Annotated in this window: 14 protein-coding genes; 9 read left to right on the top strand and 5 right to left on the bottom strand. The window is 75.8% G+C overall.

All coding sequences use genetic code 11. The features are described 5' to 3' along the window. The first annotated feature begins 35 nt into the window (after window positions 1-35). From ABEB00_RS18230 to ABEB00_RS18240, 3 genes are read left to right on the top strand one after another with little or no spacing between them, the layout of a single operon-like run. Entirely contained in the window at window positions 36-1,196 is a 1,161-nt protein-coding gene (locus ABEB00_RS18230) for an ATP-binding protein (RefSeq protein WP_345620836.1), read from the top strand. Next, complete coding sequence (locus ABEB00_RS18235) at window positions 1,193-5,104, top strand: vWA domain-containing protein (protein ID WP_345620837.1); 3,912 nt, start codon at window positions 1,193-1,195, stop codon at window positions 5,102-5,104. The genes ABEB00_RS18230 and ABEB00_RS18235 overlap by 4 nt, the downstream gene beginning before the upstream one ends. Beyond that, entirely contained in the window at window positions 5,101-7,023 is a 1,923-nt protein-coding gene (locus tag ABEB00_RS18240) for a hypothetical protein (protein ID WP_345620838.1), read from the top strand. Before ABEB00_RS18235 ends, ABEB00_RS18240 begins: the two co-directional genes overlap by 4 nt. A 75-nt stretch (window positions 7,024-7,098) precedes the next feature. Here the strand turns inward: ABEB00_RS18240 and ABEB00_RS18245 are convergent, their stop codons facing one another. Beyond that, entirely contained in the window at window positions 7,099-7,314 is a 216-nt protein-coding gene (locus ABEB00_RS18245; protein WP_345620839.1) for a hypothetical protein, read from the bottom strand. 238 nt (window positions 7,315-7,552) lie between these two features. On the opposite strand from ABEB00_RS18245, the gene ABEB00_RS18250 reads away from it, so the two are divergent. Beyond that, window positions 7,553-7,939, top strand: a complete 387-nt coding sequence (locus tag ABEB00_RS18250) for an SRPBCC family protein (RefSeq protein WP_345620840.1) — start codon at window positions 7,553-7,555, stop codon at window positions 7,937-7,939. Between the two features lie 104 nt (window positions 7,940-8,043). Here the strand turns inward: ABEB00_RS18250 and ABEB00_RS18255 are convergent, their stop codons facing one another. Both ABEB00_RS18255 and ABEB00_RS18260 read right to left on the bottom strand, forming a co-directional pair. Continuing rightward, window positions 8,044-9,033 carry an NAD(P)-dependent alcohol dehydrogenase gene (locus tag ABEB00_RS18255; protein ID WP_345620841.1) on the bottom strand — a complete coding sequence of 330 codons (990 nt, stop codon included), beginning with the start codon at window positions 9,031-9,033 and terminating at the stop codon, window positions 8,044-8,046. Between the two features lie 226 nt (window positions 9,034-9,259). Beyond that, window positions 9,260-10,753 (bottom strand): MFS transporter, encoded by a 1,494-nt coding sequence (locus ABEB00_RS18260; protein ID WP_345620842.1) that lies wholly within the window; start codon window positions 10,751-10,753, stop codon window positions 9,260-9,262. A gap of 245 nt (window positions 10,754-10,998) precedes the next feature. Between ABEB00_RS18260 and ABEB00_RS18265 the strand changes: the two genes are divergently transcribed. Then, window positions 10,999-14,475 (top strand): phosphodiester glycosidase family protein, encoded by a 3,477-nt coding sequence (locus ABEB00_RS18265; RefSeq protein ID WP_345620844.1) that lies wholly within the window; start codon window positions 10,999-11,001, stop codon window positions 14,473-14,475. 58 nt (window positions 14,476-14,533) lie between these two features. On the opposite strand, the gene ABEB00_RS18270 is transcribed toward ABEB00_RS18265, so the two are convergent. Together ABEB00_RS18270 and ABEB00_RS36080 are read right to left on the bottom strand one after the other, a co-directional pair. Next, window positions 14,534-15,778 (bottom strand): MFS transporter, encoded by a 1,245-nt coding sequence (locus tag ABEB00_RS18270; RefSeq protein ID WP_345620846.1) that lies wholly within the window; start codon window positions 15,776-15,778, stop codon window positions 14,534-14,536. A 205-nt stretch (window positions 15,779-15,983) separates the two neighbouring features. Continuing rightward, entirely contained in the window at window positions 15,984-16,061 is a 78-nt protein-coding gene (locus ABEB00_RS36080) for a 50S ribosomal protein bL37 (protein ID WP_373301916.1), read from the bottom strand. A gap of 272 nt (window positions 16,062-16,333) precedes the next feature. Between ABEB00_RS36080 and malX the strand changes: the two genes are divergently transcribed. The 4 genes from malX to ABEB00_RS18290 all read left to right on the top strand — a co-directional run bounded on the left by malX (window position 16,334) and on the right by ABEB00_RS18290 (window position 22,594). Continuing rightward, entirely contained in the window at window positions 16,334-17,938 is a 1,605-nt protein-coding gene (malX, locus tag ABEB00_RS18275; protein ID WP_345620847.1) for a maltose/glucose-specific PTS transporter subunit IIBC, read from the top strand. Window positions 17,939-17,940: 2 nt separating this feature from the next. Then, window positions 17,941-19,104, top strand: coding sequence for a MalY/PatB family protein (locus ABEB00_RS18280; RefSeq protein ID WP_345620848.1), 1,164 nt, complete (start codon window positions 17,941-17,943; stop codon window positions 19,102-19,104). A 212-nt stretch (window positions 19,105-19,316) separates the two neighbouring features. Further along, complete coding sequence (locus tag ABEB00_RS18285) at window positions 19,317-22,061, top strand: FUSC family protein (protein ID WP_345620849.1); 2,745 nt, start codon at window positions 19,317-19,319, stop codon at window positions 22,059-22,061. A 56-nt stretch (window positions 22,062-22,117) separates the two neighbouring features. Next, window positions 22,118-22,594, top strand: coding sequence for an ATP-binding protein (locus ABEB00_RS18290; protein WP_345620850.1), 477 nt, complete (start codon window positions 22,118-22,120; stop codon window positions 22,592-22,594). Window positions 22,595-22,612 lie beyond the last annotated feature (18 nt).

Raw genomic sequence — 22,612 nt, forward strand, 5'->3', positions numbered from 1 at the left:
ATGACGAACGACAGCCCTCACCCTCAAGGACGCCCATGTCTCTGACCGACACGGCGACGGCCGTTCCGGCCCGGCAGACCCTGCCCGCCGAAGAACGCCACGCCACCGAACTCGCCTTCCTCGCCGCCCACGACACCGGCCCCCGCCCACCCGGCTGGCGGCTGACGCCCCGCTCCGTGATCACCTTCGTCTGCGGCAGCGCCGGGGCGGCCCTCGCCCTCCCCGGGCCGCACGGCACACTGCCCGGCAAACTGGTGATCACCCCCAAGTTCGTCGGTGAACGCGCTCTGGTGGAGCGGTGTGTGGTCACCCTCGCCGGGGAGCGCGGGCTGCTCCTCGTCGGCGAGCCGGGCACCGCCAAGTCGATGCTCTCCGAGCTGTTGTCGGCCGCCGTCAGCGGCACCAGCGCGCTGACCGTGCAGGGCACCGCGGGCACCACCGAGGACGCCCTGCGCTACGGCTGGAACTACGCCCTGCTGCTCGCCCAGGGCCCGACCCCGCGGGCACTGGTCGACTCGCCGGTGCTGGCCGCCATGCGGTCCGGCCGGGTGGCGCGGGTGGAGGAGATCACCCGCTGTCTGCCCGAGGTGCAGGACGCCCTGGTGTCGATCCTGTCCGACCGGCGGATGAGTGTGCCGGAACTGTCCGGCACGGACGACGCCCAGGTGCCGGCCGCTCCCGGGTTCACCGTCGTCGCCACCGCCAACCTGCGCGACCGCGGTGTCTCGGAGATGTCCGCCGCGCTCAAGCGCCGGTTCAACTTCGAGACCGTGCACCCCATCGCGGACGTCGGCGCCGAGACCGCCCTGGTCCGCCGGCAGGCCGTCGCCGCCGTCGAGCGGGCGGGCGCGGTCTTCGGCGTCGACGACGCGGTCCTCGACGTCCTGGTCACCGTCTTCCGCGACCTGCGGGCCGGGCGCTCCGCCGAGGGCTGGGACGTGGAGCGGCCCGGCACGGTGATGTCCACCGCCGAGGCCGTGCAGGTCGCCGCCTCTCTCGGGGTGGCCGCCGCGTACCTGCCCGGGGGCGACCTGCTCGACCTCGTTCCCGGGCACCTCCTCGGTGTGGTCCGCAAGGACGACCCGGCCGACCACGCGCGGCTGCTGGGCTACTGGGACGGGCCGGTGCGCCGCCGCGCCGAGGACGGCTCCGCGATGTGGCGCCGCCTGTGGGAGCTGCGGGAGAACCTTCGGTGACACACACTCAGGACCCCAGGACGGCCGTCCTCGACCTCGCCGACTCGGTGCTGCCGTACCTGCTGGGCGTACGGCACCACAGTCCGGCGCTGGCCGCCGCCGTGCCCGCGCTGCTGGACGCCTCCGGCGCGGAGGTGGTGTGTGTGGAGCTGCCCGCCGACTTCCAGCCCTGGCTCACCCATCTGGCCGCGCCGGGCACGGTGGCGCCCGTGGCGCTGGCCGGCACCGGTGCGGGCGGACGGCTCGGCTTCTACCCGTTCGCCGACTTCTCCCCCGAACTCGCCGCGGTCCGCTGGGCCCGGGAGCGGGGCGCCGAGGTGGTCTGCTGCGACCTGCCGATGTCCGACTCCCGGTGGCACCCCGCCGCTCCCCGGGACCGGGCCGACGCCGGGCCACCGGTGGGCCCGGCAGACGCCGGGCCGCTCGCGGGCCGCACGGACCCCGGGCCGCTGACGGGCCGGACCGACCCCGGGCCGCTGACTGGGCCGGACGGACCGCGGGAGCCGGACCCCGGGAGCGTGCCCGACGCCCCCGGCCACGCCCCCGCCGCACCCGCCGCCACCGTCCCCGCACCCGCCCCCACCGCCTTCGCGGCCGCGCTCGCCGCCGCGGGGACCGGCCGGGACGGCGACGACCTGTGGGACCGGTGCGTGGAGGTCCTCGCGCCCGGCTGCCCGCCGGAGGCGGTCCGGCGGGCCGCGCTCGGTGTGGGCTGGGCGCTGCGCCGCGACGCCGAGTCGGCGGGCGGCGTACCGGCGGTGGACCTCGCCCGCGAGGCGCACATGCGGGAGGTGATCGCCCGGGCCGGGGCGGCCGGCCGGGCCGTCGCGGCCGTCGTCGGCGCCTTCCACGCCCCGGCGCTGGCGGATGTGCCGACCGCGCCGGCGGGCGGTACGTCCCTGGACACGGCCGAGGGCCGTCCCGTATCCGCCGCGTCCGGCGCGGGCGACGGGCCGTCGGACGGGCGCACGCTCGGCCGGGTGCCGGACCAGGCGGGTCCCGGCCGTTCCGCGGCGGGCGAGCCGCCGACCGTGGTCACCTCGCTCGTGCCGTACGCCTTCGATCTGCTGGACTCCCGGTCCGGCTATCCGGCCGGCATCCGGGACCCGCGCTGGCAGCAGGCGGTGTTCACGGCCGCCGGGGACCCCGGCCGGCTGCGCGACGCCGCCGCGCGGGCGATCACCGACGTGTGCCGGGAACTGCGCGCGGCCGGACACACCGCGGGCACCGGCGAGGCCGCCGAGACCCTGCGGGTCGCCTGCGACCTGGCCCGGCTGCGGGGGCTCGCGGCGCCGGGGCGGGGCGAGGTGCTGGAGGCGCTGACGACCGTGATGGGCCAGGGCGAGCCGCTGGGCCGCGGCCGGGCCCTGGCGCGGGCGCTGGAAGTGGTGCTGGTCGGCACCGTACGGGGCCGGACCGCGCCGGGCACCCCGCGGTCCGGACTCGGGCCCCGCGTGGAGGCCGAACTCGCCGCGCTGCGGCTGCCCTGCCCGGACGACCCGGCCGCGCGCGAGGTGCGGCTCGACCCGCTGCGCTCCGCCCTGGACGGCCGCCGCGAGATCCTGCTGCGGCGGCTCGCGGTGTGCGGCGCGGGCTACGGCGAGGACCTGCGGGTGGCGGGCACCGGCGACGGCAGCGCGCTGACCACCCGCTGGCGGCTGTCGTGGACGCCGGCCGTACCGGTCCGGCTCGACCTGGCCGGTATCAGGGGCGTGACCGCGGCCCTGGCCGCCGAGGGCTCCCTGCGGGAGGAGTTCCGCAGGGGGTCGGCGGCCGGCGGACCCACCGCCGCCCTGGTCCTCACCGCACTGGAGAAGGCCGCCCGGTGCGACCTGCCCGCGCTGGTCGCCGAACGCCTGGCGGACGCCGCCGAGGTGCTCCCCGCCACCGCCGCCCTCCCCGAACTCCTCACCGCGCTCGATCTGCTGGAGGCGCTGCGCCGGGGCCACCTGCCCGGCACCTCGCCGAAGGAACGCCGGGCGGCCGCCGCCCTCGCCGCCGAACTGCTGGAGGCGGCGGTACGGGCGTTGCCGGGGCTCGCGGGCAGCGACCGGCGGGAGGACGCGGCCGCACTCGTCGCGCTGGCCGCACGGGCCGGCGAACACCGCCTCGGACTGCGGATGGACGAGGCGCTGGGCGCGCTCGCGCGGACCGGCTCCCCGCTCGTCCAGGGCGCCGCCCTGGCCTCCCGGGTGCTGCTCGACCTCGACGACACCGCCACGCTCGGCGCGCGTGCCGCCGGCTGGATCGACACGGCCACCGGCCCGGACGCGCGGTTGGCGCTGGCCCGCCGCCTCGCCGGACTGCTGGGCGCCGCCGCTCCGCTGCTGCGGTCGGCGCCGGCCGCGCTCGACCCGCTCCTCGACCGGGTCGACACGCTGACCGACCAGGGGTTCCTGGACCGGCTGCCCGCCCTGCGCGGCGGCTTCGACACCCTCAGCCCGGCCGGCCGCGACCGGCTGCTGCACACCGTGACCGAACGTCTCGGCGACCGTATCGACCTCTCGTTGAGCGCCTCGCCGGGGATGCTCGCGCTGTGGACGGCCGCCGACACGGCGGGACTCGCGGCGGTCACCTCCCTCGGTCTGCCGGTGCCGGCCGTACCACTCCCGGCACCGGTGCCGGCCCAGCCGCTCCCGGCGGCACCGCGCCCACCGGCGGCACCCCCGGCGCGGGCGCACCCGCCGAAGACGCCGGGACACGGGCCCGCCCCCACCGGCCGGAGCGCGGGCACCGTGCCGTCCGGCACCCGCACCTCTGCGCCCTCCGGCGCCCGCGCCCCCGCCCTCACCCCCACCGACCGCTGGCGGCTGCTCCTGGGCCGGGAGCACGACCGACTCCCCCGGCATGCCCGCCGTTACGCCCACGCGCTCGACGAGTTGTACGGCTCCGGCCGGGGAGAGGGCTCCTCGGACCTGGGCCGGGAAAGCGGCCGGGGACAGGGCGGCGGCCAGGAGGCGTCCTTCCCCACGGCCCGCGAGTGGGCCGGGGAACTGGACGCGCTGTTCGGCGCGGAACTCCGTGAGGAGGTCCTCGCCCGCGCCGCCGACCAGGGCCGCACCGACGTCCTGACGGAGATCGACCCCGGGGCGGTCCGGCCCTCGGTCGACCTGCTGACCTCCGTGCTCTCCCTCGCCGGAGCAATGCCCGAGCAGCGGTTGGCAAGGCTGCGCCCCCTCGTGCGGCGCCTCGTGGACGAGCTGGCCAAGGAGCTGGCCACCCGGCTGCGCCCGGCGCTGACCGGGCTGGCCACGCCCCGGCCGACCCGCCGTCCCGGCGGCCGGATCGATCTGCCGCGCACCCTGCGGGCCAATCTGGCGCACGCCCGCCGGACGGCCGACGGCCGCACCCTGGTCGTCCCGGAGCGGCCGGTCTTCAGCACCCGTTCCCGTACCGAGGCCGACTGGCGGCTGATCCTGGTGGTCGACGTGTCCGGGTCGATGGAGGCGTCCGTCGTCTGGTCGGCGCTGACCGCGGCCGTGCTGGGCGGGGTGCCCACCCTGTCCACCCACTTCCTCGCGTTCTCGACGGACGTGATCGACCTGACCGACCGGGTCGACGACCCGCTGTCGCTGCTGCTGGAGGTCCGGGTCGGCGGCGGCACGCACATCGCGGCCGGTCTCGCGCACGCCCGTTCCCTGGTGACCGTGCCCAGCCGGACCCTTGTGGTGGTGGTGAGCGACTTCGAGGAGGGCTACCCGGTGGGCGGACTCCTCGGCGAGGTGCGGGCGCTCGCGGCCTCCGGAGTCCATCTCATGGGCTGCGCCGCCCTGGACGACACCGGCACCCCCCGCTACTCGGTGCCCGTCGCCGGGCAACTGGTAGCGGCCGGTATGCCCGTCGCCGCCCTCAGCCCCCTCGCTCTCGCCCGCTGGGTGGGCGACCGTCTGCGCGGAGAGACCCGATGAACGCCGAACTGCCCCCGGTCGCTCCCGACGTGGCCGCCGCCGCCGTGGAGGCCCTGACCTCGCGGCTGCGCAAGAAGCTGGACGCCGCTATCGCGGCGTACGCTGCCGTGCCGGTCGTCACCGACGGCGCCGTCCGGCGGGTGCGCTGCGGCGAGGACACCGAGGTCACCCTGACGCCGGGCCCCTCCGGAACGGTCACCGAGGCGGGGCAGGCGCAGTGCGGTTGCCTGCTCGCGCCCCGCTGCCTGCACCGCGCGGCCGTACTCGCCGCCTGCCCGGTGGCGGACCCGGAACCGCTGCCCGAGCCACCGCCGACGGCCACGGCCGCCGACGGCACTCCCCCGGCCCACCTCCCCGGCCACGCCGGCCTCCCGGAGCAGCCCGCACACCCCGGACCCGCTGCCGCGCCCGCCCCGCAGCCCGACCGCCTCACCGAGGCGCAGGTGGCGGCCGCGGCCGTACTGTGGGGCGCCGCCGCGGCCGTGCTCGCCGGCGGTGTCCCGGCCGCGGGCGCGGTGCCGCAGGCGGAACTGCTGCGGGCCGCGCACACGGCCCGGCTCGCCGGGCTGCACCGCGCCGAGGCGGCCGCCCTGCGGGTGGTCCGCCGACTGCGCGGCGCCCGCGCCCAGCACGACGGACACCGCCTGGCCGACCTGGTCGCGGCGCTGAGCGAACTCCTGCTCACCACCGGCCGGCTGGCCGCGGGCGACCCGGACCCCGCTCTCGTCGGCACCGCCCGCCGTACCTACCGGCCGGGCGGCGCACTGCGTCTCCAGGGCGTCTGCCGGGAGCCGGTGATCACGGCCACCGGTTACGGCGGTGTGGTCACCCACCTCGTCTCCGACGAGGGCCACTGGTTCACCGTCTCCGACGTCAGACCCGGCGGGCCGGCTCGGGCGCGAGGCGCCGCCACGGCCACCGTCGCTCTCGGCTCCGGCGGCCTCGACCACGCGGGGCTGGCCCGCGGCGGGCTGCTGGTCTCCGGTGCGACGTTCTCCGCGGAGGGCCGGCTGGGCGCCGGCAAGGAGGTACGGGCCACTGCGCTCACCGGGCTGTCCTGGACCTCCGGCCCGCTCGCCGCCCTCTTCGCGCGGCCCCTGGCGGAGGCCGTGGCCGCCCGGCTCGCGGCGGACGCGGGAGCGGACACGGAGCGGTCCGGGGCAGCGGCCCGGGGCCTGATCGGCTGCGATCTGGTCCTGACCGGCGCGGTCGGGGACCACCTGCTCGCCCGTGAGCTGCTTCCCGGCCTCCCGGACGGTGCCGGTCTTCCGGACGGTGCCGGTCTTCCGCTCCGCCTGGCGCCGGCGAGCAGCCACCCCGGGCTGGCCCACACGGCCAACTTCCAGCGGCTCGCGTCGCGGCCCGGGCTGCGCCTGCGGGTCGTCGGCCGCCCCGACCCCGACCGCGCGGCGACCCTGCGGCCACTCGCAATCGCCCCCGTGCCCGGCACGCCGGCCGAGGCGACGCTACGGCTGCCCGCGCCGTGGGCGGGCCACGCCGACCTGGGCTACGACCGGCTCGAAGGCGCGCACTTCCCGGCGCCCGAAGCCCTGGCCTCCTCGGACGAGGCGACCGGTCCCGCGCCGGACCCGCTGGCCGAGGCCCCGCTGTGGCAACTGCGCCGCCTGGTCGAGGTCGCCGTCTCCGGCGGCCGCAGGGCCGTCGCCGAACCCGCGCGCGACGGTGACCGCGGCGGCGCCGGGGCGGCACTGCGGCGCGGCGGGTTCCGTACGGCGGCGGCTCTCGCGGCGGGTCTGACCGCCGAGGCCGACCGCCGCACGCGGGACGTCTTCGGACGCGTCGAGGAGGCCGACCCGGACGGCCACGCACGGGCGTGGCTCGCCGCGGCCGTCTATCTGGCCCACACCGAACGCGATCTGGTACGGGCCACCTGGCGGTCGCCCGCGGTCACCGGCTGACCGGGGAGCCGCACGTGCCGAGGGACGCGCTGAGGCGTCCGCCGGCCGCCGGTGCCCCGTCGGACGTGCCGCTGCCTACTTGCTGCGGACGCCCGCGGGCAGAAGGGACTGCGCCGAGGAGGCCGGGTGCCCGATCTCGAGCGCTCCGAGGAGACCTTCGAGGAACCGGCCTCCGGGGATGCCGGCGGACGGCTCGGGGAGCGGTGCGGCGTGCGCCGCCGGGGTGACCGTCAAGAAGGCGACGGCGAGGGCTGAGGCGGTGGCGGTGGCGGTGGCGAGCTTCTTGATCATGTCGGCCCTAACGACCGGCACCGGCAAGGGATGCGCCGGGAACGGCCGGACGGGTGCGTCACTCCCCGCGCCGGGCCGTTGCCGCGGCGGGAAGCGGTCGTGACGTACGGTCGCGGTGGGCGTACGACAACATGCGGGAGGCGGGCGCTCCCGCGATCCTGGTGCCGGGGCTCACCTCGGACCGGACGGGAGCGGCACTGCTCATGGGACGCGGATCACTGGCGTACGGCGGCCGGCCATGGCGGAACTGACTCTGCGGGCGGCCGGCGCGGCCCGCCCCGACACCGTGTGGTGCCGGTACGTGTACTTCCGGCGCTGGTCCGAGTGGTCGCCGCAGATCGTCGGCGTGGACACCGGGGCGGAGCGGATCGCGCCCGGGGTGCGCGGCACCGTCCGCTCCTTCCTCGGGCTCCGCGTCGCCTTCGCCGTCGAGTCCGTCGACGACGGTCACCGCACCTGGAGCTGGCGGGTCCGGCTCGGTCCGGTGCGGGTGCGGCTGACGCACGACGTCGTGCCGCAGGGGGACGGGACGCGGACCCGGCTGCGGATGCGGGGTCCGGCGCCGGCGCTGGCCGCCTACGCCCCGCTGGCCCACCTGGCGCTGCGTCGTCTCGTCACGCCGTGAACCGGAGCGGCACGCGCCGCCGGCGGTCCGGCCGGTCCGGCCCCGCCCGCACGAACGACGTGCCCGATGTCCGGGGTCCGAGCCCCCGCCTTCGGACCTCGGGTTCACGCCACGGTGATCACGGCCTTGCCCCGGGCGTGGCCCGACTCCACATGGCGTACGCCTTCCGCCGTGTCGGCCAGCGGGTAGGTCCGGTCGATCACGGGGGTGACGCGGCCGGTGTCGATGAGCGCGGTGACGGCGAGCAGGTCCTCGCGGGTCGGCCCGGCCGGGACCGCCGGGACGAGGACGCGGAGCCTGGGGCGGGCGAACACCCCGGCCGCGACCAGTCGCAGGGTGGCCCCCACCGCCCCGAAGACATGGCCGGGTGCGCCGCCGCCGTTGGCCACCAGGGTGCCCGTCGGGGCCAGTACCCGGCGCAGCCGGTTCAGCGGGTGGTTGCCCACGTTGTCCAGGATCACGTCGTAGCGCACGCCCGCCTCGGTGAAGTCCTCACGGGTGTGGTCCAGGACGTGCGCGGCACCCAGCGAGCGCACCAGCTCGACGTTGCGCGTACCGCACACTCCGGTGACCTCGGCGTCCAGGGCCGCGGCGATCTGCACGGCGAAGGTGCCCACGCCGCCGGCGGCGCCGTTGACCAGCACCCGCTGTCCGGCTCGCGTCCGGCCCACGGTACGGATGCCGCGCAGGGCGGTGACCGCCCCCAGCGGCACGGCGGCGGCCTGCTCGAAGGTCAGGCTCGCGGGCTTGGGCACCAGCAGGTCGGGGGTGGTGCGCGCGTATTCGGCGAAGGACCCCGGGCAGAACCCGAGCACCTCGTCGCCGGGCACCGGCCCGTGCACACCGGCGCCGACCGCCGCCACCTGCCCGGCCGCGTCGAGTCCCGCCACCGGAGACTTCGGCCGCCTCAGTCCCATGCCCCCCATCAGCCGGGCCACGTAGGGGTCACCGCGCATCATGTGCCAGTCGTACGGGTTGAGCGCGGCGGCCCGCACGCGCACCAGCACCTGGCCCGGCCCGGCCTCGGGACGGTCGATGTCCGCCAGCCGCAGGATGTCCGGCGGGCCGAACCGGTCCTGAACGATCGCCTTCATCCGTTTCCCCCCATCAACCCTCATCCGTCTCCCCCCCATCAGCCCTCATCCGTCTCCCCCATCAACTCGTCGGCCCGGGCTCCGTCGACGTCTCCTCGCAGCATGCGGCAGCCCCCCGCCCCCGCCGCAAGCCCGCGCGCACGGCGATTCGTTGCCGCGGCTCGGCGCGCGGGGGAGTGAGTCCGCGCGGCGCCTGGCGGGACCGGGTCCGCGCGGTGCCGGAGGGTCAGTGCCCGGGGCTGCTCGCCGTCCGTGCCGCGCCGGGCCGGCGGGCCCGGCTGATGCCCCATCCGACCAGCGCCGCGGCCAGGACGGTGAGCGTGAGGCCGGCCCGGGTGACCGCCTCGTGGAACCGCGCGGTCTGCTGAGTGCTCCAGGTCGCCGTGGCGATGTCGCCGGTGAGGAGCTTGGCGAGGACGGTCCCGCTGACCGCGATGCCGATCCCGGTGGTGACCTCACCGACGGTGTCCACCAGTGCCGCTCCGACGGTGGTGCGGTCGGCCGGGAGGCCACGCATCACGTTGGTCCCGGCGACGACACCCACGACCCGCATACCGGCGGCGACCAGCGCGAGCGCGAGGGCGACCCACCCGTACCCGAAGCGGCCCAGCAGCCCGTAGACGGCGAGTCCGCACACGACGGCCGCGGCGCCGAGCCGGGCGGCCCCGTCGAGACCGACGCGGGTGATCAGCGGACCGATGAGGGCGCCCCCGGCGATGAGCACGACGACCTGCGGCAGCATTCCCAGGGCCGCGTGCGCGGGCGTCCAGCCCCAGTCGAGCTGGAGTTGCAGGGTCACGAGGTAGCCGAGGCCGGCGGTGGCGAGGCTCGCGGCGGCCTTGAACGCCAGGCCGCTCGACACGAGGGGGCGGGCGAGGAGTGCGAGATCGAGCAGCGGATGGCGGGCAGTGCGCTCGCGGGCGACGAACAGTACCGCCGCCACGACGGCCGTCGCCGCGGCCAGCCACGGCAGCGGTGACGCGGCGCCCGCGTCGACGAACAGCGTCGGTGCGAGCAGCGCGAGCACGATCGCGGCCGTGCCGAGCAGGGCACCCGCGCGGTCGGTCGGGGCCCGGTGCGGACCGCTCGCCTGGTCGGCGGGGATGCCGCGGCGGATGCCGATGAACGCGAGTGCGGCGACCGGCACGTTCACCAGCAGCAGCACCTGCCACGGAGCGAACGCCAGCACCAGGCCGCCTGCCGTGGGCCCGATCGCGAGTCCGGCCAGTCCCACGGTCGAGATCAGCGTCGTCGCACGGACGCGCAGCCCGTCCTCGTCGAACAGGCGGAACGCCAGGGCGAGGGAGCCCGGCGTGGTCATCGCGGCGGCGACGCCCATCGCCGCGCGGACCGCGATGAGCTGCTCCGCCGTGGTGACGAACGCGGTCGCCAGGCTCGCCGCCCCCAGCAGCACCAGCCCGACCAGCATGACCTTGCGGCGACCGACCCGGTCGGCCAGCGCGCCGAGGGCGAGCATCAGCCCGCCGAACACCACGGCGTACACCCCGGTGACCCACTGCAGCACCGTCGCCGACGCCGACAGCTCACGGCCGATGGTCGGCAGGGCGACGTTGAGGATCGAGTTGTCGAGCATCTCGAACAGGAACACCGCCGACAGCCCCGCGAGGGCCGCGCCCGCTTCGCGCAGGGAGGCCGGCGGACCGGAGGTCTTGGTCGGGGCGGCGGCCTTCGCGGCCGTTCCCTCGCGACGGACATTCACTGCGCACTCCTTCGAGGTGAAGAAGTGGCGGCTCGTCCGATACCGCGTACGCGCGCGTGGCCCCGGCTCCGTCACCCGGCCGTCGACCGGCGTCGATGCCCAGCGGTGACCACACGTTTCTACTTCCAGTGCCGCGACCCTACACCAGCTCCTGCGGACCACCGGCTCATCGCCCTCGGGGGCGGTCCAAGACCATCGACTCGGCGTTCACACGGCGGTCGTTCCTTTTCCCTAACGTCATGGCCATGACTGAACTCCCGCAGAGATCCGTCGTCCTGAGCCGCCGTGGCCTGTTCTCCGGCGCGGTGGCCGCCGCCCTCACCGCGACCGCGTCCGGCCCCGTCGCCGCGGCCGTCCCCACCGGCAGGCCGGCACCCGGCCTCGACACCGGCGCGCGGCACGGTGGCGACGGCGGGCTCCGCCACCCCGTCCGCCACCCCGTCCCCTCGTACCGGACCACGGTTCCGGGTGAGTCCGTGCAGGTGGACCGGACGGACCGGCCGGTCGCCCCCGGCATCGTCCTCACCTCCTTCGCGACCTTCGGCCGCACCGGCTGGACGCGCGTGCACGTCCTCAACGCCGATCTGCGCGACCGTGCCGTCGGCGTGGACCTGCTCGCGGGGAAGGTGAGCGAGACACGTACGCCGTCGGCGCTGGCCGGGGCCGAGGCGGCGGTCGCCGCGGTCAACGGCGACTTCTTCGACCTCACCCGGACCGGCGCCGCGATCGGCCCGGAGATCCGGGACGGCCGGCCGCGCAAGGGCGCGAGTACGGCCAGGACCGTCGTGACGGTGGGCGCGGACCGGGTCGCGCGCCTGGCCGACCTGCTGATCCGGGGCACGGTCACGGTGGCCGGCACCGTTCGCCCGCTGGCCGCCCTCAACTCCCCCGCCCCGCCGGCGGACGGGCTGACCGTCTACACGCCGCTGTGGGGTCCGGGGCCGCGTACCAGCATCGACGGAGCGGGACCGTACGCCGAGGCCGTCGTCGCGGACGGCGAGGTCACGGCGGTGCACGACGGCCTGACCGACACCGCCGTGCCCGGGGGCGGACTGATCGTCGTCGGCCGGGGCCCGGCCGCCTCCCGGCTCGCCGCCGCCCGCCCCGGTGACATCGTCACGGTCTCCTTCGAGCACCGGTCCGACTCCCCCGCCGAGGTGCGCACGGCCCTGGGCAGCAACGCCGTACTCGTCAGGGGCGGCGAGGCGGTCGGCTTCCCGCCGAGCGAGGGCAACGACGCCGACAAACCGCGCACCGCCGTCGGCTGGCCGGCCGACGGGCGCCGGCTCCTCCTCGTCGCCGTCGACGGCTCGGCCAACTTCTCCCCCGGGCTCACCTACGACGCCACCGCCGAACTGATGGTCCGCCTGGGCGCCGCGGAGGCGTTCATGCTGGACGGCGGGGGCTCGACCGGCATGGTCGCCCGCCGGCCCGGCGACACCGCCGTCAGCGTGGTCAACACGCCCTCGGACGGCGCCGAGAGACCGGTGCCCAACGCCCTCGGCCTGTTCGGGCCGACGGGGTCGGGCACCCTGCGCGGCCTGGACGTCCGCGCCTGCGCCCACCGCGTGGTCCCTGGCCTCACCCTGGCCGTCACCGCCGCGGGCCACGACGAGACCTGGTCGCCCGTCGACGCGAGCAGCCACCGCATCAGGTGGACCGCGCGGCCCGGCTCCCTGGGCCGGGTGGAGGACGGCGTCCTGCGCGCCGGACGCCCCGGCACGGGGGTGCTGGAGGCGCGCTCGGGCCGAGCCCGGGGCGAGCACCCGCTGCGCGTGGTCGGAGCGCTGCACCGGCTCGCGTTCACCGCCGAGTCGCTCACCGTCGAGCCCGGCGGCAGCGGCCGGCTCGGCCTGACCGGTCACGACGCCGACGGCTTCGACGCCCCGGTGTCCGCCCGTGACGCCCGCCTCGACCACGACGAGGCGGTCCTCGACGTGACCGTGGGGCCCGACGGGCGCCTCACCGTCACCGGCGCCGCCGAGGCCGGCGGCAAGGCGACCACGCTCACCGCGACCGTGGCCGGGGTCACGGCCAGGATCACCGTGACGGTCGGACTGGCCGACGTACCGCTGGCCGGGTTCGAACCGGGCGAGACATGGACCGCCGCGGCCGCCCGGGGCACCGCCTCGGTCGCCACCGCGGCGGCCGCCGACCGCCCCGGCGCCGGCCCGGACGACCACGCCCTGCGTCTGACGTACGACTTCACCGGGCAGACCAGCACCTCGGCGGCGTACGCGGTGGCCGGCGCCCCGATCACCCTGCCCTCCGGCACCCGGCGGATCGCCCTGTGGGTCAGGGGCGACGGACGCGGCCACTGGCTGCGCGCCATGATCCGCTCCCAGGGCACCGCCAACGTGCCGTTCACCTTCACCACCGCCGTGGACTGGACCGGCTGGCGCCGAGTCGTCGGCGAACTTCCCGACGGGTTCTCCGCACCCCTCACCCTGCTGCGGCTCTACCTCGCGGAGACCTCGCAGACCGCCAAGAACGCGGGCGCGGTGGAGTTCGACGCGCTCACCGCCCAGGTGGGCCAGGCACCGGGGGCCGCCGAGGCGCCGCCGCCCGACCCGTACGTGGTCGGGCAGAGCGGGCTGCCCCGGGGCCGGTGGACCTTCGCCGTCCTGTCCGACCTGCACGTCGGCGCGGCGGCCGGGCCGGACTCCTTCTCGGGCCGGCAGGCGGCACGGGCCCTGGACCAGGCGGTCGCCGCCGGTCCCGACTTCCTCCTGATCAACGGCGACTTCGTCGACGACAACAGCCCCGCCGACTTCGCCCTGGCGGGCGCGCTGCTCCGCGACCACGTGCCGGCCGGTCTGCCGGTGTACTGGACGCCCGGCAACCACGAGGCGGGTCTGTCGGCCACCGGCGGCCTGGACGCCTTCCACGCCGCCACCGGGCGCCCCAACCGCCAGGTCTTCGACCACAAGAGCACCCGGTTCATCCTGCTGGACTCGCACACCGGTGACATGCGCACCTCGGACTGGGAGCAGGTCCCGCTGCTGGCGGCCGAACTGGCGAAGGCCGCGAAGGACACCCGGGTCACCGGGGTGGTGGTCGCCTTCCACCATCCGTTGCGCGACCCGTCCGGCGCCGGGTCCTCCCAGCTCTCCGACCGGCTCGCCGCCGACCTCTTCAAGCGCTGGCTGGCCGAGTTCCGGGAGGCGTCCGGCAAACCCGTCGCACTGTTCACCGGTCACGCCCACACCGCGTCCGTCTCCCGCGCCGACGGGGTCCTGGAGGTGACCACCCCGGCCGTCGGCAAGACCCCGTACAGCTCCCCCGACCAGGGCGGCTTCTTCGGCTGGATGCGTGTGGCCGTCGATCCGCGGCCGGCCCGCATCCGGCGGGGGCTGCCGAGTCCGAGGACCCGGCAGTGGCTGCGGGCCGAGAGCACCCCGCTGATCGACGCCGTCGAACTGACCGCCCCGGGCGAGCTGGCCACCGGCGGCTCCTTCGCCGTCGCCGCCACCGGGATCACCAGCGAGTACGGGCTGCGCTTCCCGCTGCGCCACCCCGCCACCGTCGTCTGGTCCGGCTCCGGCGGCCTGGTGATCGCCGAGTCCGCCGCCGAGGCGGAGCGGGCAGCGCGCATCCGCCGGACCCTGGCCGTCCTCGATCTGACCACCCACACCCTCACGGCGGTACGTCCGGGCACGGTCACCCTGACGGTCGCCTCCGGCGGCCGGTCCGCCACGGCGACCGTCGAACTGACCGGCTGAGCACCGGACCTGCGCCCGCGCCGCGCCGGCCCGCGGGTCCGGGTCGTCCGGCCCCGCGTCAGGGCAGGCTCGGGGCCCGCTCCGCCGTCTTGCGGGGCGTGTCCCGGTGACGGGGCAGCAGCAGCGGTGTGGCCAGGAGAAGGAGGCCGTCGGCGGCGATCGCGAGGCGCGGACCGGTGAACGCGGCGAGCACACCCCATACGGCGGTCAGCACGGCGATGACGACGCTGCTGCTGACGGACCACGCCGCCAGGGTGCGGGCGACCCGGTCGGAGGCGGTGAGGTCGAGCCGGTAGGTGGCGAGCACCGGGTTGTACAGGCCGCAGCAGGTCACCAGGCCGAACTGGAGGACGATGACGAGCACCATGCCGGGGACCCCGGGCCGGACGAAGGCCAGCCCGACCGGCCAGCACGCCCGCAGCGTCCCCGCGACGAGCAGCACCCGGCGCCGCCCGGACCGCGCGACCAGCCGGTGCGCCAGCCGCGCGCCGAGCAGGCCCCCGACGCAGGGCGCCGCGAACACCAGCCCGTACTGCCAGGGCGCGAACCCGAGGCCGTCCAGCAGGAGCACGGCGAGCAGCGGTTCGGAGGCCATGATCAGGCCGTTGACCGCGAGGGCGTTGAAGAACAGCGGGCGCAGCGTGGGATGGCCGAGGATGCGGCGCCACCCTTCGAGCAGTTCGCCGGCGCGCGGGCGGGACGCCCCGGCGGGCGCGGGGCGGGGTTCCGTCCCGCCGACGGCGCGGATGCCCAGCGCCGAGAGCAGGTGACTGACCGCGTCGGCGAGCAGGGTCACCACCGGCCCGAACAGTCCGATCGCGGCCCCGCCGAGCGGTGGTCCCAGCACGGTCGAGGTCCACATCGTCGACTCGAACCGGCTGTTCGCCACGAGGAGGTCCGCCGGTGGCACCAGCGCCTTCAGATACGCGCCGCTCGCCGCCCGGAACGCGATGTTGGCCGCGGCGACGAGGACGGCGACGAGGAGGAGCTGGGCGAAGCCGAGCCGGCCCAGCGCGTACGCGGCCGGAACGCTCAGCAGTGCCACGAACCGGATCAGGTCCATCGCCACCATGACCGGCCGTTTGCGGTGGAACTCCACCCAGGGCCCGAGGGGCACCGCCACCAGGGCGCCCACCACCAGCCCCGCGGCGGACAGCGCCGCCACCTGGGTCGGCCCGGAGTGCAGCACCACAACGGCGATCAGCGGGAACGCGCCGAACGACAGCCCCGTGCCGTAGGAGCTGACCGCGTACGAGGCCCACAACCAGTTGAACCGCCGCCCCAGCGCCCGCCTGCCCGGCATGCCCGTACCCCCGCTTCCCGCCCACCGCTCACCACCGGCCTGCTGACCACCGGCATCTAAGCGAGCGGCACGGACCCGAGGCAAACAACCGGACAGCCAGGGCACACAACCACCGGTTGTACCGCCGTAGCCGGTGCTGCCACGAGCGGCGGGCCGCACACGCGAAAGCGTCGCCTGCCCTCGGGCAGGCGACGCTTTCCTCACCCTAGCTCTGTGGACGTTTGCCGTGGTTCGCGCCGTTCTTGCGGCGGGCCCTCTTCTTACGACGTCGCTTCGAGGACATCGAGCCTCCTCTTTCGGTGCTTGTCCGTGCCTCCACCGGATACCGGATGGTGGCATCCGGTGGTCACAGAGCCCCTTTCCCGCCGGCACCGCGGCAAACACCCGTCTCCGGTGCACACGGGTGACGCGCGCCGCCCGTCTCCATGGACAGTCGCGGATCGCCTGTGATGTGATCCGTGCGGTCCGGCCGCTCGATCACCCGTGCCCGGGCCGCCGCGCGCCGTCGCGGCGCCTGCCCGGGTCCGTCCCCCACAGGCTCGAAGGGCCCCTCACATGCACAAGACCAAAGCCGCACTCTGGGAGTTCCTCCAGGGGCTCGGCAGAACGTTCATGCTCCCGGTGGCCCTGCTCGCCTTCTGCGGCATCGTCCTGGGCATCGGGTCCTCGCTCTCCAGCGAGGCCGTCACCGACAACCTCCCCCTCCTCAAGGCCGAGGGCTTCCACCTGGTCTTCACCTGGATGGCCCACACGGGCCTGGTCGCCTTCACCTTCCTGCCCGTCCTCTTCGCCATGGCGATCCCGCTCGGGCTCGCCCGCGAGGACAAGGGCGTGGCCGCCTTCTCGGGGTTCGTCGGCTTCGCCGCGATGAACCTCGCGGTGAACTTCTTCCTCACCGCCAAGGGCGTCGACCTCAAGGACGGCAAGGCGATCGAGCACTACGGCATCGCCGACGTCCTCGGCGTGCGGTCCATCGACACGGGGCTGCTCGGCGCGGTAGCCGTTGGCATCGTTGTCAGCCTTCTCCACCAGCGCTTCCGCACCCAGCGGATGCCCGACGCGCTGGCCTTCTTCGGCGGACTGCGCTTCGTCCCGATCGTCTCGGCCCTCGTCATGAGCGTGCTCGGGCTGCTCATCCCCCTGCTCTGGCCGGCCTTCAACGGCTGGATCACCGCGGTGGGCCGCGGCATCGGGCACACGGGCGTCTTCGGACCGTTCTTCTTCGGCATGGGAGAGGTGCTGCTGCGGCCGGTCGGGCTGCACCACATCCTCGTGGCCATGTTCCGCTTCACGGACGTCGGCGGCTCGGGAACCGTGTGCGGGGACCACGTCTCCGGCGCGCTGAACCTGTTCTACGCCCACCTGGACTGCCCGGCCGCGCCGGACTCCGCCGTCACGGACGCGACGCACTTCCTCTCCCAGGGCAAGATGGCCGCCTATCTCGGCGGCCTCCCCGGCGCCGCGCTCGCCATGTACCACTGCGCGCGCGAGACGATGCGCCCGCAGATCAAGGCGCTGCTCGTCTCCGGCGTGGTGGCCTGCGTGGTCGGCGGCATCACGGAGCCGCTGGAGTTCCTGTTCCTGTTCGTCGCGCCCTGGCTGTACGGCATCCACGCGGTCCTGGTCGGACTCGGCTTCCTCACCGCGGCCGTGCTGGGTGTCTTCATCGGGAACACCGACGGCAATGTCATCGACTGGCTCGTCTTCGGCGTGCTGCAGGGCTCGACGACCAAGTGGTACCTGGTACCGGTGATCGCGGCGGTGTGGTTCGCCGGGTACTACTTCCTCTTCCGCTGGGCGATCAGGCGCTTCGACCTGAAGACGCCCGGACGTGACGCCGAGCCGGAGCCGGAACGCGCCGGGGACGACGCGAAGGAAGCAGAGACCGGGCGGCCACCGGCCGGGCTGATCGCCGGCAAGTACGACGCCGTCGCCCTCCTCGACGCCCTCGGCGGCGCCGGCAACATCCGGTCCCTGGACAACTGCGTCACGCGCCTGCGCATGACGGTCGAGGACGCCGGCCGGGTCGACGAGCCGCGGCTGAAGCGGCTGGGTGCCGTCGGGGTCGTCAAGCTCGACGCCCACAGTGTGCAGGTCGTCATAGGGCCGCAGGTCCAGTCGGTGAAGGACGCCCTCGCCGCCATGATCCCGGTGGGCTGACCATGACGTACGACTTCGGCGTCCCGGTGGACCGGCACGGCACCTGGTGCACGCAGTGGGACTACGTCGAGGACCGCTTCGGCGTGCCGGACCTGCTGCCGTTCACGATCTCGGACATGGACTTCGAGACCGCCCCGGAGATCGTGGCGGCGCTCCGGACCCGCCTGGACCACGGCGTGTTCGGCTACTCGCGGTGGCGTCAGGACGACTTCCTCTCCGCGGTCGTCCACTGGTACGCCACCCGGCACGCGACGCCCGTGGCGCCCGGGACGATCGTGTACGCCCCGTCCGTGGTGTACCAGGTGTCGCGGCTCCTGCGGCTGTGGTCCCGCCCGGGTGAGGGCGTGGTCGCCCACACACCGATGTACGACGCCTTCCCGAAGACGGTGGCGGCGCTCGGACGCGAGCTGCGGCCGTGCCCGCTCGACGACTGGGCCGGGCTGGAGCGGCTGCTGGCGCTGCCGGACACCACTGTCCTGCTGCTGTGCTCCCCGCACAATCCGACGGGCCGGGTCTGGACCGCGGACGAACTGGACCGCACGGCGCGGCTGTGCGCCCGGTACGGCGTGGCCGTGATCAGTGACGAGATCCACTCCGATCTGGCCCACCCCCCGCACATCCACCGCCCGTGGGCGCTGCACGGCGGCGAGGGCCGCTGGGCGGTGGTCACCTCGGCCTCCAAGTCGTTCAACATCCCGGCGCTGACGGGCAGTTACGGGATCATCGGTGACGCCGCCTCGCGGGACGCGTATCTGCGGGCGCTGAAGGAGGCCGACGGTCTCTCCTCCCCCGCGGTGCTCTCCCTGGTCGCGCACATCGCGGCCTACCGGGAGGGGGCGCCCTGGCTGGACGCCCTGCGCGGCTATCTGGCGGGGAATCTCGCGATGGTCGCCGGCCGGCTGCGGGCGGAGTTCCCGCAACTCGGCTGGGAGCCGCCGCAGGCGGGGTATCTGGCCTGGATCGATGTGCGCCCGCTCGGCGTGGCCGACGACGCGCTGCAGCGGGAGCTGATCGAGGGGGAGCAGGTCGCCGTGATTCCGGGGTCCGCCTACGGCTCCCCGGGGTGGCTGCGGCTCAACGTCGGCTGCCCCCGGTCCAAGGCGGAGCGGGGCGTCGAGGCCCTCGTGCGCGCGCTGCGGCGGCTCACCCGCTCCGGCGGCCGGTGAGCCCGGCGCCGCGCGCGGCGCGCATTTTGCCCGCCCATGGTCGCGTTCCCGCCACCCCCGTCCATATGATTGCTATATGCATCTACTCTCGTGACCCGGGGACCGCCGTCCCGCGGAGTCGCGATGAGCGCGGGCCCGGCGCCGGCGCCCGGCACTCGGAGCGCCCCGCGGATGCTGCCCACCCCGCCGCACCCGAGGGAACCGGAGACCACTTGATCAGCCCAGGCACCGCGGCGCCGGACGCCCGCACGGCACCGGAGTCCGCACCGCTCCCGCCTTCCCCCGGCACTCCCCCGCACCCGGCCGGTGCCGCACGGGGCGGCGCGCCGCGCCGGGTGGGCGGGCCCAGAAAGCGGTGGGACCGGGTGCTCGCGGCCGACCCCGGCCTCGGACAGCTCCAGGCGGGCTGGCGCACCCTGGTCGCCATGGTGACCGCGCTGGCGGTCGGCTACGGAGCGGCCCGGGCCTTCGACGTCCCCGTCGTGATCGGCATGATGGTCGGCGGCATGATGGGCCTGATGAGCGCGTTCGCCGTCGCCGAGAACACCTGGCAACGGCTCGCCCGGGCCATCGGATGGATGCCGTTCCCGTACGCCCTCTCCCTCTGGTCGGCCGCCGTGCTGCACGACGACCGGGCCCTGGAGATCGCGCTGATGGTCTGCGCGCTGGCGCTGACCTTCTTCCTCGCCCGGTTCGGGCAGCTCGCCCTGCTCACCGGCATGATGCTCTTCAACGGCCTGCTGGTCGGCATGATGGCCGACATCCCGACCGCCCTGACGGGCAAGGCGTCCGCCGTCGCCCTGGTCTCCGCCCTCGCGGTGCTCGTGACCCGGCTGCTGCTCTGCTACCCGATGCCGCGCGAGGACCTGCTGCGCACCCAGCGCGCCTTCGTCGTGGAGGCCCGCCGGGTGGCGGACGCCGCGGTCGACGCGCTCGACCCCGACGCCGACCGGGAGCGGGCGGTGCGCCGGATGGCGCGCTCGCTGCGCCGCCTCAACGTCACCACCGTCACCATCGACGGGCGGCTCGCCCAGCCCGAGGTGGCCGCCGACCCCGGCATGGCGGAGCTGCTGCACCGGCACCTGTTCGACGCGGAGCTGGCCCTGCGCGGCATCGGCCGCGCCGTGCAGGACCTGGCCGACCGCGACGTACCGGCCCCGCTGCGCGAGGCGCTGGCCGTCGGACTCGTCCTCGCCCGGGACACCCCGCTCGACGACGCCCAGGGGCTGCGTCCCGCCGCCGCGCTGATCCGCCGGCAGGCCGACCTCGTGCGCGACGACGGCGACGCCGGGGACGGACGGGCCCGGACCGCCGAACTGGGCCACCGCGTGGCCCACCTCCTCGACTCCCTGGCCGGATCGCTCTCCCACTGGCTGGCGCTCGGCTGGAACACTCCGCAGGCCCCGGCGAAGGTCCCGTTCCAGCCGACCGTGGCCCTGGAGCGGAACCTGCCGCCCGGATCGGCCGCCGCGACCCGCCGCGCGCTCGCGGCGGGGACCGGGACGAGCTGGCGCCGGGCCGTGCCCTTCGTCCGCGTACCACTGCACGCGGGGGTCGCCGCGGCGGTCGTCTGCCCGATCACCGACGCCATCGACCCGCACCGGTTCTACTGGGGGCTGATCGGCGTGATGATCACCCTCTTCGGCACGAACACCACGCACGAGCGGCTGCGCAAGTTCGGCCACCGCATGGCCGGCACCGTGGCCGGCGCGGTGCTCGGCATCGCCCTGCTCCACCTGGTGGGCCACGGCCACGTCTACGGCACGCTCACCGTCATCGTGGCGGGCCTCACCCTCGGTTCCTGGGGCATGCAGCGCGCGTACGCCCTCTGGGTGGTGGGCCTCGTCGTCGCGCTGGTGCAGGTGTACGGGCTGACCTCGCCCTGGGGCGGCATGAACCACCTGCTCGGCGAACGGCTCCTGGACAACGGCCTCGGCGTGCTCGTCGCGACCGCCTGCGCCGCGCTGATCTTCCCGCTCTCCAGCCGCCGGATCACCCGGGAGGCGGAACGCGGCTACATCGCGGCCGTGCGCGACCTGGTCACGGAGCTGGCCGCGCGCTGGGCCGACCCCGAGGCCCCGGTCCGGCTGCGCGGCGTCGCCCGCGGGGTGGACGCCGCCCTGTTCCAGGTGGCGAGCCTGGCCCGGCCGCTGGTCCGGATGCCGCTCGGCGGGCGCGAGCGCGCCACCGACAACCGGACCGCGCTGCTCACCGCGGCCACCGGTCACGCCCGCACGCTCGCCGCGGCGGCCGACATCGACGTGGACCTCGCGCCCCGGCTCGCCGGACGGTTCGCGCACCTCACCGCGGAGCTGACCCGTTCCCTGGACTCGCTGGAGCGCTCGCTGAGCACCGGCGCCCCCGAGGACGGCTGGCGGCGGGTGGGCCCGCTGGCGCGGGAGCTGGCGGCGGAGCTGGAACCGGCTCCTTCCGGCCCGCGCGCGGACCGGGTGCGCACGACGCTGCGGGAGCTGGAGGCGCTCGACGAGACGCTGGCCGGCTACGCGGAGCAGTGCGGGCTCCCGGTGGCCGACGCCGCGGCGAGCCCGGTGCCCGGCGCCCCGATGGAACGCCGTACGCAGGCGCTCGTCGCCCAGTGGGGCAAGCGGCAGGTGGCGGCGGACACCGGCGCCTGCCCGCGGGCCGGCACGGCCGGCGCCGGGGTGGCGGACGACGCCGCCCCGGGACGCGGCGTGACCGTCACCGGCGGCGTCCGCTGCGCCGCCCACCCCACCGGCTGCGCCGGCTGGGTCACGGTCATCGACGCGCGGGGCAAGCGGGTCGCGGCCGGACCCGTGCACGCGGGCCGGTACCGGGTCGACGGGCTGCGGCCGGGCCACCACACGCTCATCGTGTCGGCGGCCGACCACGCGCCGCACGCGGAGTTCCTGTACGTGCCGCGAACGCGGGAGGCCGGGACGCTCACCTACGACATCCGGTCACACCGGGAAGCATGAGGTGCGGGGTCGCGGGTATACGCGCTGACGTGAATGGGGGAACGACAGTGCACTCAGTGGATCCGGGCCCGCTCGGCGGGGCCCGCACGTTCGACGGTGGCCCGATACAGGCCACTGTGGTCCTGGACGGCGACAGCTCCTGCATCGCCCGGGCGCGACACCACGCGGTGGACTTCCTGACCCGCGTCCAGTCGGAGCACGGGCTGCCGGTCTCGGCCCGCGCGATGGAGGTGACCCAGCTCGTCGTCAGCGAGCTGGTCACCAACTCCCAGAAGTACGCCCCCGGCCCGGTGCTGATGGAGTCACGCATCGTGGGGGACCTGGTCGAGGTGACCGTGTGGGACAGCGACCCCACCCTTCCGGTGGCCCGGGCCGCGGCTCCCGGCCGGGTCGGCCAGCACGGCCTGGAGATCGTCATGGCCCTCGCCCAGGGCTTCGAGGTGCGGCGCGAGCCGGTCGGCAAGCGGGTCACCGCCCGCATCGCCCTGCCCGACGACCCCGACGGCGGGATCAGCGGCCGCCGCCCGAGCTGAGCGCGGTCCGCTCGGCCG

This window comes from Streptomyces ziwulingensis, from assembly GCF_039542605.1.
Lineage (GTDB): Bacteria > Actinomycetota > Actinomycetes > Streptomycetales > Streptomycetaceae > Streptomyces > Streptomyces ziwulingensis.

Excerpts from the sequence above, each read along its gene's own strand:
- ABEB00_RS18240 (WP_345620838.1), top strand. The coding sequence starts at position 5,101 with ATGAACGCCGAACTGCCCCCGGTCGCTCCCGACGTGGCCGCCGCCGCC.
- ABEB00_RS18270 (WP_345620846.1), bottom strand. The coding sequence starts at position 15,778 with ATGCCGGGCAGGCGGGCGCTGGGGCGGCGGTTCAACTGGTTGTGGGCC.
- ABEB00_RS18265 (WP_345620844.1), top strand. The coding sequence starts at position 10,999 with ATGACTGAACTCCCGCAGAGATCCGTCGTCCTGAGCCGCCGTGGCCTG.
- ABEB00_RS18250 (WP_345620840.1), top strand. The coding sequence starts at position 7,553 with ATGGCGGAACTGACTCTGCGGGCGGCCGGCGCGGCCCGCCCCGACACC.
- ABEB00_RS18245 (WP_345620839.1), bottom strand. The coding sequence starts at position 7,314 with ATGATCAAGAAGCTCGCCACCGCCACCGCCACCGCCTCAGCCCTCGCC.
- ABEB00_RS18255 (WP_345620841.1), bottom strand. The coding sequence starts at position 9,033 with ATGAAGGCGATCGTTCAGGACCGGTTCGGCCCGCCGGACATCCTGCGG.
- malX (WP_345620847.1), top strand. The coding sequence starts at position 16,334 with ATGCACAAGACCAAAGCCGCACTCTGGGAGTTCCTCCAGGGGCTCGGC.
- ABEB00_RS18230 (WP_345620836.1), top strand. The coding sequence starts at position 36 with ATGTCTCTGACCGACACGGCGACGGCCGTTCCGGCCCGGCAGACCCTG.
- ABEB00_RS18280 (WP_345620848.1), top strand. The coding sequence starts at position 17,941 with ATGACGTACGACTTCGGCGTCCCGGTGGACCGGCACGGCACCTGGTGC.
- ABEB00_RS36080 (WP_373301916.1), bottom strand. The coding sequence starts at position 16,061 with ATGTCCTCGAAGCGACGTCGTAAGAAGAGGGCCCGCCGCAAGAACGGC.